Genomic DNA, 14,861 nt, shown 5'->3' with positions numbered 1-14,861 from the left:
GCCATTTTGATTAATACAGGGAGTGAAGAAGTACGGACTTTTGCATAGTACAATTAAAACAAAGTTGATATGCAAAAGACAATTTTCATTACAGGAGCTTCATCCGGACTGGGAAAGGCTGCCGCCGGACTGTTTCAAAGCAAGGACTGGAACGTAATTGCGACCATGCGAAACCCGGCTAAGGAAACTGAGCTGACCGCACTCGCCAACGTAACCGTATTGCCGCTCGATGTAACAGATGCCGCACAAATTAGAAAAACCGCAGGAGACATTCTCGCAACCCGGTCAGTTGATGTGGTATTGAACAATGCAGGATACGGTTTGATTGGGCCGCTGGAAGCATTTAGCGATGAGCAGATCCAGGCGCAGATGCAAACCAACCTGTTCGGTGTCATAAATATTACGAGAGCATTTCTCCCCGGCTTCAGGGAAAGAGGAAGCGGGACTTTCATCAATATAACATCCTCTTTCGGATTATTGGGGTATCCAACCTGCTCTATTTACAATGCAGCCAAGTTCGGCGTTGACGGATTCTCTGAAGGCCTGGCTTCCGAGCTGGCCCGGTTCGGGATCAAAGTGAAGGTAGTAGCACCCGGTGGTATGCAGACTGATTTTGCCGGAAGATCCATACAGACAGGAATGCATGAGGCGTATCAGCAATTGGTAGCGAAAGTGGGAGAGGGGTACAGTGCTGAACAAATTTCCCGCTACACAAAAGCAGAAGACATAGCCCGGGTTATCTATGATGCGGCTACGGACGAGCGCGACCAATTAAGGTATATTGCCGGTAGTGATGCCATCGCTTTATATGAAGACCGCCTTGAACTGACACCGGAAGGACAGTTTAAGAAAATACGTTCCCAGTTTCTGTTCTAGTGCTCACAGTGGCTGCTGTGAGGCTAATGGGCGCTGACAGGAGGTGCTTTCTTATAATTGACTAAATTTGTTGACAATGAAGAAACAACCGGTTATATTCCATTCGTTATCCCAGTTGCATAAAGCGATGGGACAGCCGGCTCCATTGCATCCGCTTATCAGTATAATGAACTACGGGGACGCGCATTTTGACCCTAAGGATTTCGAACAGGGCATTATGCTGAAGTTTTACAAAATCTCGTTCAAAACCAGTTTTTCCGGGAAACTCAAATACGGCCAGGGGCACTATGATTTTGAGGAAGGAGGAATGTCGTTCATAGCCCCGGGGCAACTGTTGAAGATGCAGGACGAGGAAGCCGATTATGACGGCATGACACTCCATATCCACCCGGACTTCCTCCGTCCTTATCCGTTGAATGCAACCATCAGGCAATACGGCTACTTCAGCTATTCCGCCGCAGAGGCCCTGTACCTATCTGAAAAGGAAAAGGCAACGATCCTTAGCATTTACCGGTTTATCCAGGATGAGCTGAACGAGCGGATCGATAAATTCAGCCAGGATGTTATTATTGCACAGATTGAATTGCTGCTCAACTATGCCAATCGTTTTTATGATCGCCAGTTCCTTACCAGGAAAGCGGTAAACAACGATCTTCTTGCGAGACTGGAACAACAATTGGATGACTACTTCAATGCGCATAATTCGTTAATGAAGGGACTGCCTTCGGTTAATTTTGTAGCGAAAAACCTGAATGTAACGCCACGATACCTGAGCGATCTGTTGCGGAACCTTATCGGGATGAACACCCAGCAGTTCATCCATGAAAAAGTCGTTGAAAAGGCCAGGGAATTCCTGGCAAAAGATGAACTGACGGTCGCGGAGATCGCCTACCATTTGGGTTTCGAACATCCGCAATCATTCAATAAGCTATTCAAAAGCAAAACATCGCTGTCTCCTTCAGATTATAAAAAAAGTTTGCTGAATTGACTCCCGCAAGCCCTTTCCTGAGCCCCGGCGCACTATCCGGTTTAAGAAAGCGATTGAAATGCAGGAGAATAATCTGCCGCACCTTTGTCGAAAATAAAGCCCATATGGTGAAAAAATGAAGCGCATGAATATACAAATCTTTATCAAACATTGGATCGCAGCCAGCAATGCGTTCGATACCCAAAAATATCTGGAGTTTTATTTACCCGATGCTATTCTGGACGATCCGTCAGTAGGGAAAAAATTCACCGGGCATTGGGGGATCAGAGAATACTTTGACAGCTACTTTGTTGGCTACAATACGCATACTGAACAAGTGGATCTGACTATAACTGGCGGGGAAAGTGCGCTCCTCGAAGTAGAATTTGCAGGTACCTTCCCTGAAGGGAAGATTGGCGGAACTTTTGATTTCAAGTTTAAGAACGGAAAAATAGCCTTTGTCAAGGCAGATCTGCTTCACAAAAATAAATGATAATGAGTAACAATAATTTTGACGATATCATTCATCGTTCTCTGGAAATCAGAAAAAAATACCACGATCTGGAAATGCTGCATCACGGCAGCGAATGGACCGTGGAGGAAGATGCATTGGCCTATCTGACGGATGCCGGGTTGGTGGGACGTAATATTATGGCGCACCAGGAACGCTGGCCCAAAGCGGATTCTCAATCCGAACTGGAGCATAAACTGGGCGAGAATATCTGGTGGCTGATTGTACTGGCAAATAGGTCAGGGATTGACATAAAGGAGGCCGCAAGCAAATTCCTCGACAAGACCGAAGAATTGTTTTAAAGTACGCTTTTTGCGAAGCGTTATCATCATCAGGGAAGGGGAAGCTTTTTATATACGGCGTATCATCATATACTTTACTAATGATCAGCTTGTTCCGTCCCTGCAATTTAGCTCCGCCGACAATACCCTGTTTATAAAAGCCGGCACATAACGTTGAATGCTTTAAAGCGATGGTTGTCTCCCTTCCTGAAAATGGAAAATGACCGTGTATAGCATCCTCCCGAAAAAATAATTTCACAAAACCGAAATTTACACTAAATTAAATGTGTAAATAACCCGGCCCCATCATGAAAGAACCCATTGAGATCAAGTGTCCTTTGACAGAAGACCACGTGCTCAATAACCCGAAGCGGACATATTTATCTCAATTACCAGCATATCCGTTAACCAATGCGCGGTACAGGAAAGAAATCGGAGTTTGGGGAATGGCCGGCAATTGACCGTCCGGCGCAAACAGCAAAACCCGACGGGCTTACACTTTAACTTTGATGCCCGTTTATCAGCTGCATTATTCAATTGTAACCATAATCCCATTATTATGTCACAAGCACTTTCAGAAGAACAGTTTTATGCAGGGTTGCAACATTTGCCCAGGCCCCAATACCCGTTCCCCGATTTTATACACCCTGATTTTCAGCAGCAGCGGGAAGAATATTATGCCTGGATCGACCAGGAGTACACCTTTCATAGCAAAGCTGCCCGGGAGAAACATAAGCAGCATCATCTCACCGATATTGCAGCACGGGGATGCCCGTTTTTAAAAGATATCCGGGAGCTTCGCCCCCTCGCCAATTATGCCGCCAACGGGGCCATGATGGACGATTACTTTGATCGCTGCTCACACGATGAAATGAATGTTGTGAAGAATCGTATAATGGATCTTTTAACCGGGGAGGACATTAAAGAGCCTGCTGACAATGGAATATTGCATCAGTTCTGGATGTTGCGGCAAGATGCTGTCAAATGCGGAATGCCGGAGCGCTTGTATGCGAAATATATTGCCGCTATACGCAATGTACTTGTTGGCTACGCTGACGAAAGAGTATACTACAGGACCAATACGCCTCCACCGCTCCCTATTTACCTGATCATCAGACTGCATACCAGTGGAGTCCTTCCATTTTGCAAATATGTGGCGATGCAAAAAGATTATCGGGAATTACCGGATGATATACTGGAGCACCCGCATATACTGCGTATTCACGACCTCTGCTCACTGCTGATTGGTATGCATAATGATTTTATTTCCCTTCCGAAAGAGCTGCATAGGGAAGGGGATACAATGAATATCGTAAAAGTAATCCAGCACGAACAGAAGTTATCAGTTGATGAAGCCTATATGGAAGCATTGAAACTCCATGACAGCTGCCTTGGCGAATTTGTGCTTTTACATGAACACCTGCCTCCGTTTGGCGTGCTGCAAAATATGGTATATAACTATGTGCAGGATCTAGGTATTATGGTAGCAGGCGTTTATGCGTGGCATACCAATGATGTATCCCGCTATGTAAGTGGGGGCTATGTTGATGGAGAATTTGTCAGCAGTAGAGATCAATAAAATGATACTTGACAATGAGCCTCACATTGTCGGATGAGGAACTAATTTAAATTAATTTATTATTGTTTTACATTAATTAGTATATTTGTTTCATTAATCTTTGAGGAGTAAGATGAAACAAACAAAAATCATAGCCAAAATACTTTACACCGGCAGCAGGGTATTGGCTATCGGGTATGCAATAACCACATTTTATGCGCTGTTCTGCATCCTGACGGGAATATGGACAGGCTTGCCTGATGAAAAAAAGCTGCATATTTTCTATCCGTTTACTACGGAGCCATTCCTCATGGCGGAAAACAACATGCTATACCTTATATTCTCATTTCTGCTTCCTTTGTTGTTATACAGCATGTTTTTCTGGCTGGCATCAAATGTGTTCCGGGTTTTCCGGGAACCTACATTGTTTACGCCCCAAAATATAGTTCATCTAAGGCGGTTCTATAGGTTTAACCTGATAACACCTGCTCTGGCGACCGCAGTCGGCAGTTGCTTTGTTCCTGTTGAAGATTTTATTATTGCATTGATCGTAGTGCATTCTTTCCTTGGAGTGTTCACCTATTTCCTTGCGGCGATTTTTAATCAAGGCATCGGATTGCAGAACGAACGGGACTTATTTATTTGATTATGGCGATAGTAATAAATTTAGATGTGATGCTGGCCAGGCGTAAAATGCAAAGCAGGGAGCTGGCAGAAAAAATCGGGATTAGCACCGTGAACCTTTCCATATTGAAAACCGGAAAGGCCAAAGGCATCCGTTTTGAAACGCTCGAAGCCATCTGTAAGGTGCTGGAATGTCAACCCGGCGATATTCTGGAATATAAAGACGACGAGAAATGAACACGCTTAGCATTTCCAACCTCCACAAGACCTATCCAAACTGCGTGAAGGCCATTCATAATATTTCACTGGAAATCGGGAACGGAATGTTTGGGCTGCTGGGGCCGAACGGCGCAGGAAAATCATCATTAATGAAAACCATTGCCGGCCTGCAAAAAGCAGATAGCGGCAAAATTCTGTTTAACGGCGAAGATATTCTGATAAACCCCTTATTGATAAAAAAACACCTGGGGTTTCTTCCGCAGGATTTTGGAGTATATCCTAAAGTTTCAGCCTATGATTTGCTCAATCATTTGGCGGTCCTGAAAGGCATCACAAAAAAAAAGGAGAGGAGGGCGCAAATCAATGAACTGCTCAATAAGGTCAATCTATATGAGGAACGAAACCGGGAAGTCCATACCTTTTCGGGCGGGATGAAACAACGTTTCGGGGTAGCACAGGCGCTTTTGGGTAACCCTAAAATCATTATCGTAGATGAACCGACTGCGGGGCTCGACCCCGAAGAACGAAACCGCTTAAACCTGCTGCTGAATGATATTAGTAAAAACAAGATTGTAATGCTTTCAACCCATTTGGTGGAGGACGTGAAGAACCTTTGTTCGCATATGGCGATTATTAAAAACGGAACATTGTTGTGTGTTGGCGCTCCTTCGGAGCTAATGGCGGGGATTGAAAATAAAATCTGGCGAAAAGCAGTGACACAGGCCGAATTTCAAGAATATAAGGCCGGGGAGGCATTTATCAATTATGAACTTAAACAAGGGGAAATTTGTATTAACATTTTTTCCGAACACCAGCCTGAAGGTTTTGACAAGGCATTGGCAACACTGGAGCACGTTTATTTTCATCAACTTAAAATAAATCCCACCCGATGAATCCGGTTTTGCTTTTCGATATCAGGTCTTTCGGAAAACCAGCCGGGTATATTGCAATCGTTCTTTTGACAGGATTCGGTTTATTTGCAGGATATCAGTTCAATATTACTGTTGGGGAAGGTGTTTTTTTGAATAGTGCCTATACTGTAGGGTTTATGATGGGATTTTTGACCTTGTCCCTTGTTTTTACAGGCACCATTTTTGCCGGGCAATTGATGTTTCGGGAAAGGGATGCCCGTTTCGATCTAATTATCTTTTCCACGCCCATCAAAGCGCCCCGTTTTATTCTAGGCAGGTTCCTTTCGTTTTTCGTATTGACCTTTCTATGTTTTTTGCTTATAGCTATCGGGTTTACTACCGGCCAAAACCTGCGAACCGGAATCGGGATGAATCCCGTTTTTCATTTATCCTATTATCTTTATCCGCTTATAGTTTTGGGTATTGTCAATTGTCTCATGGTATGTGGTGTCTTGTTCTTTTTGAGTGTTTTCACCCTAAATAAAATGGCTGTTGTTATCGGAGGGTTAATGTTGTACGTTCTGTATATGGTCGGGCTGATCTATTCAGGTTCGCCTTTTATGGCAGGTGCCTTGCCCCAATCCGAAGCTGCCCAAAGGATCTCGGCAATAACGGACCCTTTTGGACTGTCGGCCTATTTTTTTCAAGCCAGGGATTTCTCCCTGGCAGCGCGTAATCAGAAGCTGGTTCCCCTGTCGGGTATGTTTTTATTAAATCGACTGCTGGTCTGCTGTTTTTCGCTTTTTTTAATCGCCATTGCAGTAAAATCCTTTTCATTCGGGGCGGGAAATAGAGGATTGGGAGGAGGTAAAAGACTTCAGATCCTTCAGAAAGCAGATAATAATTTCCTGACTGCCGGCTCCGTAACCGTCCGGCAAAACCACCAACAGGCCAACAGCATAAAAAGTATCCTTTCTTTTGTGAATGTCGATTTGATGTGTACTTTTAAGAGCATTGTTTTTTACGTCATTTGCCTGCTTTTGCTGTTTTATGCGGGAATGGAAATCTATGCGGCCATCGACCAGGGAATCCGTATTCCTCAACACTATGCAAGTTCCGGATTAATGGCAGAAACTATCAACGGGACTTTTTACCTGCCTTGTGTATTCCTGTCAGTTTACCTTGTCAATGAATTTTACTGGCGTAGCCGTATCTCCAATTTTTCACTGGTGGAAAATGCAACCTATTTTTCCTTTGTGAAAGCTGGAGGGAATTGGTTGAGTATTTCCGCCGTGCTCTTTGTTTTTTCGTTTTTATTGATTTTGGAAGGGGTCGTTTTTCAATGGATATTCGATTATCCGCGTCTTGACGGAACGGCCTACTGGGGCGTATTGGTTTTTAATACTTTCCCACTGGTCCTCTTGTCGGGTTTCCTTGTTTTGTTGAACGCATCGATAAAGAAAAAATATCCCGCATTGGCAGTTGCTGTTGTTTTTGCCGGCATTTTCGCCACACCTCTTTCCAAAGCACTTTTTGAAGTTTCACTACTCCGGTTTTTGTCGGGTTATCGTGGTGCGTACAGCGATTTTTTTGGGTACGGCGTTTATCTGAATAGCTTTATTTATCGGCTTTTATTCGGTTTGGGTGTACTGATGATCTGCTGGTTGATTTTTGATTATCTGAAAAGTAAAAAATTAAACCTAACTAAAATTGTAGTAAGCATAATTGCTTTCGGACTTATTTTCTATGCCGGAAGCAGCTTCTGGAAAGGCCATTTTGCCGAAAGTGAAAATGCTCAATTCCTGAGATCCGCCAACTACGAAAAGAAGTATCGTAAGTATCAGGATCTTCCGCAGCCCACGGTGGTAGCACTTAAAACCCGTATAGATTTACACCCGTCCAAAAATGCTTATGTCATTCACGGAACATACACACTGAAAAACCTAACCGGACAACCTGTTGACAGTATCTTATTCAACTTTGACGAAGCCCTTCAACTCGAAAAAGCGATTTTTACATGCAACACCCGATCATCCGAACTCAAAGAGAATATACAGGTTTTAACGCTCTCCCAGCCATTAACTCCCGGAAATGAAGCAAAATTAGACTTTTCCCTACGTTACCAATGGTATCCGGTTAATGGCCACGCCCCAATGAATGCCATTATCGAAAATGGTTCTTTCATGCGTATAAGCCGTTACTATCCTTTAATTGGTTATCAGTCAGGATATGAAATTCCAGGTACCGAGAAAGGCAGAAGGGCTGAATTTGGACTTGATGGGGCAACCGGTGTTAAGCAACTGGAAGCTCCGAAAACCAACCCACTGAACTTTATTGATCTGGACATGACAGTTTCCACAACGTCCGGTCAAACAGCCATTGGGACAGGAGAATTGGTCAGGCAATGGAAACAGCATGATCGACATTATTTTCAATACAAAGCTGAAGATATTCCCTTTCGGTTTGCGGTCTCGTCAGCGGAGTACACGGTGAAAGACGCCTTTCATAAGGGCATAAAGATCAGTGTTTTTTATCATTCCTCTCATTTTCAGAACGTAGACCGGCTGATTGACAACGCCAAACAAGCACTGGACTACTGCATTGAAAATTTTGGGGCCTATCCGTTTAAATCGGTATCCTTTGCGGAAGTTTCGTCTTTTACCGCCGGGTTTAACGCTACAGCATATCCATCGGTTATTTTTATGACAGAAAATATGGCTTTTCACACCAATGTAGAAGCTGACAAAGGCCAGGACGTTATCAACGAACTGGCAGCCCACGAACTTTCCCATTTCTGGTGGGGAAACAACCAGATTTCGCCTGATGACAGGGAAGGTGCAGTAATGCTGACCGAGTCTTTTGCAATGTACACGGAGATGATGCTGTACAAAAGCATGTATGGGGAAAAAGCGATGAAAGAGCAGGTGAAAATCCACGAGCAAATTTACCAATCCGAAAAAGGATTTGCCAAACCGCAACCACTATATAAGGTGACGCCTGAAAATACCCATATTTCATATTCCCAAGGGACAATAGCAATGGTAAAACTTTCTGAAGAAATAGGCGAGCGAAGGTTAAACCAAATCCTCAAAACTTTTCTTGCGAAATACAAATACCCACAACGGGCTATCACTTTAGATTTTTTAGATGAACTGAAGAAAAACTTGAGCCGGGAGGAGTACAGGAAAATTATTCGATTATTTACGGATTGAAATAAACGAACTATTGCGTTCAGCCATATTCAAATACTTTCAGCTGAATTTGTTAGCGTGAAAATATTATACTCCGGGTTTTCTTTGTCGGTTTCCGCTGATTTTTTAAAGTCAAATTTCGTTAGAAGGTTGGTTGAACGCTGATTGTCCTTATGCGTAAATGCTGCTATCTTTTTAAGTCGGATTGTCTGAAAGGCATAGTCAATAACTTTTCCAGCCGCTTCTTTCATTATTCCCTGCTTTTGAAAGTTGCTCAAAAGCTCATAGCCGATTTCGCACCTGTTTTTGTCATTTGAAAAGTCAAAAAGACAAATAGTGCCCACAAAGGTTTTGCTATTTGTCAAAGTTATGGCCCAATAAACGGAGTCATTCTTTTTAATGTTATCATTGATCCTATTGATAAAGTTTATGGCGTCTTCAATCGTCTTGCTGGCTTGCCTGTCAAGATATTTGTTTATTGCTGCGTCAGCACGCAAAGCAAAGATATCCTGCCCGTCATCAACTGACAATTGCCTGAGCGTCAGCCTTTTGGTTGTCAAAACCGGGAAAGGTGTAAAACTGCTGTTTGTCATTCGGTTATATTTAACTTGTCAAAGTTACCGAACTATTCCATCAGCGCCACCGAACACCACAGATATGGCGCCTGCCCATGAAAATCACCGGCATTTCGCGGACGGTTGGCGTAGTGCTGTTTATCATTCTTCTTGCCCGTACCAATACAAACTTCGGTCACGTTTTTGCGTTCGTCGATATACGGAACCATAGCCATCCAGGCTTTCCGTGCGGCGGGGCCGTATGCTGCGGCATCCAGCCAACCATGTTGAATACCCCGGATAAACGCGTAGGTGAACATAGCCGTTCCGGATGTCTCTGCCCAAAAGTCCGGCTCATCAATCAATTGATTCCACATGCCATTTGGTCTCTGGTAATCTTTCAGGCTTTTCATCATAGCCAGATAGCCTGTCATAATACGCGACCTGTCTTTATGGTCTTTGGGCAGATCACCAAGTAAGTTGGCCATGCCTACAGCCATCCAGCCATCTCCTCTTGCCCAGTATAAAGGGACATCCGGTGCATGATAGAAAAGGCCGTTTGGACGTTGCAATTCATCCAGATACAGCACCATTTCCTTTGCTGCGCGATCGATATATTTTGTATCTCCGGTAACCTTGTATGCCTCGTTTTGTACAACGGTAATCATGTACATATCGTCAATCCACAGCCGTGTTTGCCAGGAATACCCCTTTTCACCCCATGCTTTTTCATCCGGTTTTGCATGCTCCGGCACGTTCCACTGGGCATCAGCATAAGCCAATCCCATATCCCGGTACCGGGTATCTTTTGTTACCTGGTAGAGTTTGAGGGCAATGCTTCCGAACATATTGTAATCCACATGGTTCATGGGCGGCAGCAGCGCCTTTTCCCGGCCAAAGAAGGGTTCGAATTTAAGCTGCAACCGTTTGATTAGCTGCTGATCCTTTGTTTTCAGGGCATAATCCAGCGCGCCGTTCCATGTACATACTTCGGCATAATGGATCCATCTCTCAGCATACAGATCATGCTTGCAATCAACGAAATGATAGGCCAGATCCTTCCCAACCTCCATCGGCGTAAACCCCTTCGGAAAACCCGACAGGGGATTTTGCGCGGATAAACCCTGAATGGAAAGAACGGTTAGTAGCGATAGCAACAAATTTTTGAACATAAGGCTGTTTTTTTGACTGACTGACTTGACGCTATTTTTTACGTCCGTAAATTGAATAGCTCTTTGAAGCTCACTTTTGCGGAAGGAGGGTAGAGATAAAGTAGTATCACTTGTCACGATGATGCTTATTTTTCAAGCAGCGCTGCAACACACCAAAGGTAGGGAGCCTGCCCGTGATAATCTCCTGTTCTGCGCGGACGGTCGTAATAATACTGTTTGTCGTTCTTTTTATTGGTCCCCACACAAACTCCGGCAACCGCTCCTTTTTCATCAACATACGGCACTAAAGCCATCCAGGCTTTCCGGGCCACAGGAGCATATTCTTTAGCATTCAGCCATTTTTGTTTTACGCCTGTAATTAATGCATAGGTAAACATTGCTGATCCTGATGTTTCCGCCCAGCTGTCTTTTTCATCAATTAACTGATTCCACATGCCTTCAGGCGTTTGATGTGCTTTTAAACTCTCCATCATTGCCCGGTAGCCCTGCATAATACGCGGACGGTATTGGTTATCCTCTGGTAAGGAACGCAGCAGCTCCGCCATGCCTGCAGCCATCCATCCATTACCGCGCCCCCAGTAAAACGGCACATCCGGGGCATGATAGAACAAGCCATTCGGCCGTTGCAGCGTATCCAGGTACAGCACCATTTCTCTGGCTGCACGATCAATATAATTTACATCTTTGGTTACTTTATATGCCTGGGATTGTATGATGGTGATCATATACATATCATCGATCCAAAGCCGTGTCTGCCAGGAGAATCCCTCTTCTGCCCATGATTTTTGCCCAGCATTGGCCGTTGCAGGAACTTCCCACTGCGTATTGGCATAGGGCAATCCCAGCTCCAGATACTTTTCGTTTTTTGTTATCTGATAAAGCTCCAGCGGCAGGCTGCCAAACATATTCAGATCAACATGATTTTTAATGGGCAAAAAAGCTTTTTCTGTTGTAAAAAGCGGTTGGAATTTTTTCTCCAAAAGATCAAGCAGCGCTTTATCGTTTACCAACGATGCATATTTAAGCGAGCCGTTCCAATAGAATGTTTCCGGATAGCTGATCCATTTACCCGCATGTAACGCATGTTTCGCATCTATAAATCGGTATGCTATCAGTTTACCTACCTCTTCGGGCGTATAACCTTCGGGAAATTTATTCAGGCTGCTTTTTTGCGCCACTAAAAGCTGAAAAGGCAATAGCAACAGCAACGTAAAGATCTGCTTATACATTATACTTATTTTTCTATTAAACATCATTTTATCCTCCATTATTAATCTTTAAACCTGAATGCAGATACTTCTGCCAGGCCGGGTTGACGCTGGGCATCGTAGCCGGACTTGGGAGCCAGCCTGAAATAGCGGAACTGCTTGCGTTGAGGCAGATCTATGTATTGTTTCAACAGATCGATATTATTGAGGGTAAATACCCCAAGGTTTTCCCAGGAACTATTGTCATTACTGATCAGTAGCTGCAGTTCCTTTATTTTGCGATCACCTTCTTTCTGGTTGATGATAAAGCCGTCAACGCCGGATATTTCTCCCATGTCTACGGTCACCCAATGTCCGGGGTAATCCGTTGGATCAGAAGAGTACCGCGCAATCCAGAAGGTAGCGGTATTATTATCTATCAGGCGGGATGCCAGACGACTGTTGACAGTTTCCTCCGAGCTGAATGCTGCAATAGCCCATTCGGTCTTGGGGTATATGTATCGCCATTTCTCACCGGAGGGGCGGTTTTGCGGTATGGCAATATTCACCGGGGCGCCAAAGTTGGGTGCCCCGTCAGCGTTCCAGGTAAAGCGCTGGATCCGTGGGTTGCGGCCGTTATTATCGCCGCCGCCCGCGCGTGTACGTGCGTGGTAAATGAGCCAGTCTTCTTTTCCGTCGGGGGATTTAAAAAAACCATTATGTCCGGGGCCATAGGCGCTGCTTTCTGCTCTCATGGAAAAAACCGGTTGGTCCTTCTTCGTCCAGTCAGCAGGATTCATCGGATCCCCGTTTTCTTTCAGTGTGAGCAGCCCCAGGCAATAGCCATCTACCCAGTAACCGCTGCCTGAATACACCACAAATACCCGGCCCTGGGGATTGGTCAGCACCTGCGGTCCTTCATTGATAGGATTACCCTTCTTTTCCCAATCATAGACAGGCGACGATATGATCACTTTTTCGCCTGAGATGGTCCAGGGATTGCTCATCTTTGCGATGTAAATATGCTGCGGCGGCGCCCCGGCATTGCCTCCCGACCACATCATATATAGCTGGCCGCCATGCCGCAATACTGTACCATCTATCGCCCATTGGTCCGAAGGGTCGGATATTTTCCCCTTTATCACCCAGTTCCCTTCTACAGGAGTAGGCGAAGAATTCTCGAGCACATACATGCGATGATTGGCATTCGCGCCGTCATCGGCTGCAAAATAAAAATACCATTTCCCATCAATCTCATGCAGCTCGGGCGCCCACAGGTTTTTTGAATAAGACTGACCGGAGGGGGGCGTCCAGACTTCATACCTGCGTGCCGATGCCAGCGATGACATGTTTCTGGTTTCCAGGATAACCAGTTTGCTGCCCTGGGTAAAAGTATAGTAATACGTCCCGTTTTTCTGGACCACCCAGGGATCAGCACCGCCGGGCATGATCGGGTTCGTGAACGTACTGTCTACGGTGAATGCGGACAGATCATCCTCACCGGATGGTGGGGGAGGGTTTACCGGCGGCGGCTCACCGGTAGTGCCCGATGATTTATGGCAGGCATTGTACAGTAAGGTACCGCTGAGCATACATACTGCAACTATTAATCGTTTCATATAATGCATTTTTATTTTCACTTGACCAGCGTTAGCGAATAATAATGTTTTATTGTCTTCTACAGGGTTCAGGGTGTTATACCAAGATATAACTCCTGTATTTGTACGGTATTGCCCTGTGATGTGTACGATCCCTGGTTAAAACATTGTGCTTTCTGTGCATAGAATTTCAGGTAACGATAGTTGGATTTTGGCAGGGGGATATCAACGGTTTCCTGCAGGGATGCTGTTGCGGCATCGGGAATAACCACATCTGTTGCAATCACTTCGAAGTTTATACCATCGTTGCTGCCGGATATCTCATCAAATCCGTACCATCTTATAAAGGCCTGTGTAATGTTCCTGTGACGTATTCTGAAGTAATTCACATCCTGGGCCGTCTTCATATCTACGGTAAAATAAATAGCCGCTCCGGAAGGCACCGTTACCTTAGTGGTCGTACCGGATGTTTTGCCCGGCCTTACGAGGCAGAAATTGGTGGCGAGATCACCGTCGATGGCAGCCGACAATGAGTTGCCTTCCGGATCACCGGTTGCGATCATCAACTCATGAGAGGCGGTCATTGTCCAGCCTTCCCTTGGGTAATCGCCGCTAAAGGGCACTATCTCTACCGTTATCGTAGCATTAACGGAAGGATTTTGTCTGGAGGATACAGTGATGGTAGCCGTTCCCTTGGAAATGCCTTCCAGCAAGCCTTCCTGGGTTATTGAAACCACCTCCGGATCAGAAGAAGCATAATTCAATCCATCATTTGCCTCAAGTGGTGTAAGCATGATCAGGCTAAGCAGGTTATGCTGTTCTCCCTTCTTCAGTTGCAGTTCGGATGCCAGGATCTGTATAGCTGTCGCCGGTACAATTATTTTATCTACCGATGTTACGGTAAATTCAACGTTCTTTCCACCTACTGATATGGTAATCGTGGCAACACCTTCGGTTTTCGCCGTCAGCATGCCATTACCGTTTACCGAGACCACATCCGGGTTGGATGAAGAAAAATTCTCCGCCCTGTCCGTTGCATTTTCGGGCAGTACGGTCACTTTCCAGCCAATATTGAGCGTAGTGCCTTTCAGCAGCGTAACGCCGCTGCTAAGCTCTTCACTTAAACTGATGCTTTCCACGCCTACTTCTTTCACCTCCGGGAGATTTTTGCCGCAGCCTGCGAATAACAGGCCGAACAGCAAGGTCTTGGCTGCAAATGCGAACACTTTATAATTGTTCATCATGTAATTCAATTTAAAATACATAGTTTTT

General features: G+C 45.0%; 14 protein-coding genes. 9 read left to right on the top strand and 5 right to left on the bottom strand.

Annotated features, from left to right (window positions below):
* Positions 1-69 precede the first annotated feature (69 nt).
* The 9 genes from FW415_RS16875 (at position 70) to FW415_RS16835 (ending at position 9,099) form a co-directional block, all read left to right on the top strand.
* The gene (locus FW415_RS16875) at positions 70-876 is read left to right on the top strand and encodes an SDR family oxidoreductase (protein ID WP_148387386.1); all 807 of its coding nucleotides are present in this window, start codon (positions 70-72) and stop codon (positions 874-876) included.
* A gap of 76 nt (positions 877-952) precedes the next feature.
* Entirely contained in the window at positions 953-1,864 is a 912-nt protein-coding gene (locus tag FW415_RS16870; RefSeq protein ID WP_148387384.1) for an AraC family transcriptional regulator, read from the top strand.
* Between the two features lie 124 nt (positions 1,865-1,988).
* Positions 1,989-2,336, top strand: coding sequence for a nuclear transport factor 2 family protein (locus FW415_RS16865; RefSeq protein ID WP_148387381.1), 348 nt, complete (start codon positions 1,989-1,991; stop codon positions 2,334-2,336).
* 2 nt (positions 2,337-2,338) lie between these two features.
* Positions 2,339-2,656 (top strand): MazG-like protein, encoded by a 318-nt coding sequence (locus FW415_RS16860; RefSeq protein WP_148387379.1) that lies wholly within the window; start codon positions 2,339-2,341, stop codon positions 2,654-2,656.
* Between the two features lie 538 nt (positions 2,657-3,194).
* On the top strand, positions 3,195-4,214 hold the full coding sequence (locus tag FW415_RS16855) for a terpene synthase (protein ID WP_148387377.1): 1,020 nt from the start codon (positions 3,195-3,197) through the stop codon (positions 4,212-4,214).
* Positions 4,215-4,326: 112 nt separating this feature from the next.
* Positions 4,327-4,839, top strand: a complete 513-nt coding sequence (locus tag FW415_RS16850; RefSeq protein WP_148387375.1) for a DUF2975 domain-containing protein — start codon at positions 4,327-4,329, stop codon at positions 4,837-4,839.
* 2 nt (positions 4,840-4,841) lie between these two features.
* The gene (locus FW415_RS16845; RefSeq protein WP_148387372.1) at positions 4,842-5,054 is read left to right on the top strand and encodes a helix-turn-helix transcriptional regulator; all 213 of its coding nucleotides are present in this window, start codon (positions 4,842-4,844) and stop codon (positions 5,052-5,054) included.
* Positions 5,051-5,929, top strand: coding sequence for an ABC transporter ATP-binding protein (locus FW415_RS16840; RefSeq protein WP_148387370.1), 879 nt, complete (start codon positions 5,051-5,053; stop codon positions 5,927-5,929). Before FW415_RS16845 ends, FW415_RS16840 begins: the two co-directional genes overlap by 4 nt.
* Positions 5,926-9,099 carry a M1 family aminopeptidase gene (locus FW415_RS16835; RefSeq protein WP_148387368.1) on the top strand — a complete coding sequence of 1,058 codons (3,174 nt, stop codon included), beginning with the start codon at positions 5,926-5,928 and terminating at the stop codon, positions 9,097-9,099. Before FW415_RS16840 ends, FW415_RS16835 begins: the two co-directional genes overlap by 4 nt.
* 29 nt (positions 9,100-9,128) lie before the next feature.
* Here the strand turns inward: FW415_RS16835 and FW415_RS16830 are convergent, their stop codons facing one another.
* From FW415_RS16830 to FW415_RS16810, 5 genes are all read right to left on the bottom strand, one after another.
* A complete protein-coding gene (locus FW415_RS16830; RefSeq protein WP_148387365.1) occupies positions 9,129-9,671 on the bottom strand; it encodes a GNAT family N-acetyltransferase in 543 nt (180 codons plus the stop codon).
* A gap of 32 nt (positions 9,672-9,703) precedes the next feature.
* Positions 9,704-10,921 (bottom strand): glycoside hydrolase family 105 protein, encoded by a 1,218-nt coding sequence (locus tag FW415_RS16825; RefSeq protein WP_246858779.1) that lies wholly within the window; start codon positions 10,919-10,921, stop codon positions 9,704-9,706.
* A gap of 8 nt (positions 10,922-10,929) precedes the next feature.
* The gene (locus FW415_RS16820; protein ID WP_148387363.1) at positions 10,930-12,033 is read right to left on the bottom strand and encodes a glycoside hydrolase family 105 protein; all 1,104 of its coding nucleotides are present in this window, start codon (positions 12,031-12,033) and stop codon (positions 10,930-10,932) included.
* A 41-nt stretch (positions 12,034-12,074) separates the two neighbouring features.
* Entirely contained in the window at positions 12,075-13,610 is a 1,536-nt protein-coding gene (locus FW415_RS16815) for a family 43 glycosylhydrolase (RefSeq protein WP_148387361.1), read from the bottom strand.
* Positions 13,611-13,678: 68 nt separating this feature from the next.
* A complete protein-coding gene (locus tag FW415_RS16810; protein WP_168208850.1) occupies positions 13,679-14,833 on the bottom strand; it encodes an Ig-like domain-containing protein in 1,155 nt (384 codons plus the stop codon).
* Positions 14,834-14,861: the final 28 nt, after the last annotated feature.

Origin of the sequence: Chitinophaga sp. XS-30 (genome assembly GCF_008086345.1) — a bacterium.
GTDB lineage: Bacteria > Bacteroidota > Bacteroidia > Chitinophagales > Chitinophagaceae > Chitinophaga.
Note: the sequence above shows the minus strand (reverse complement) of the source record. Positions and strands in the feature narration are given on the sequence as shown.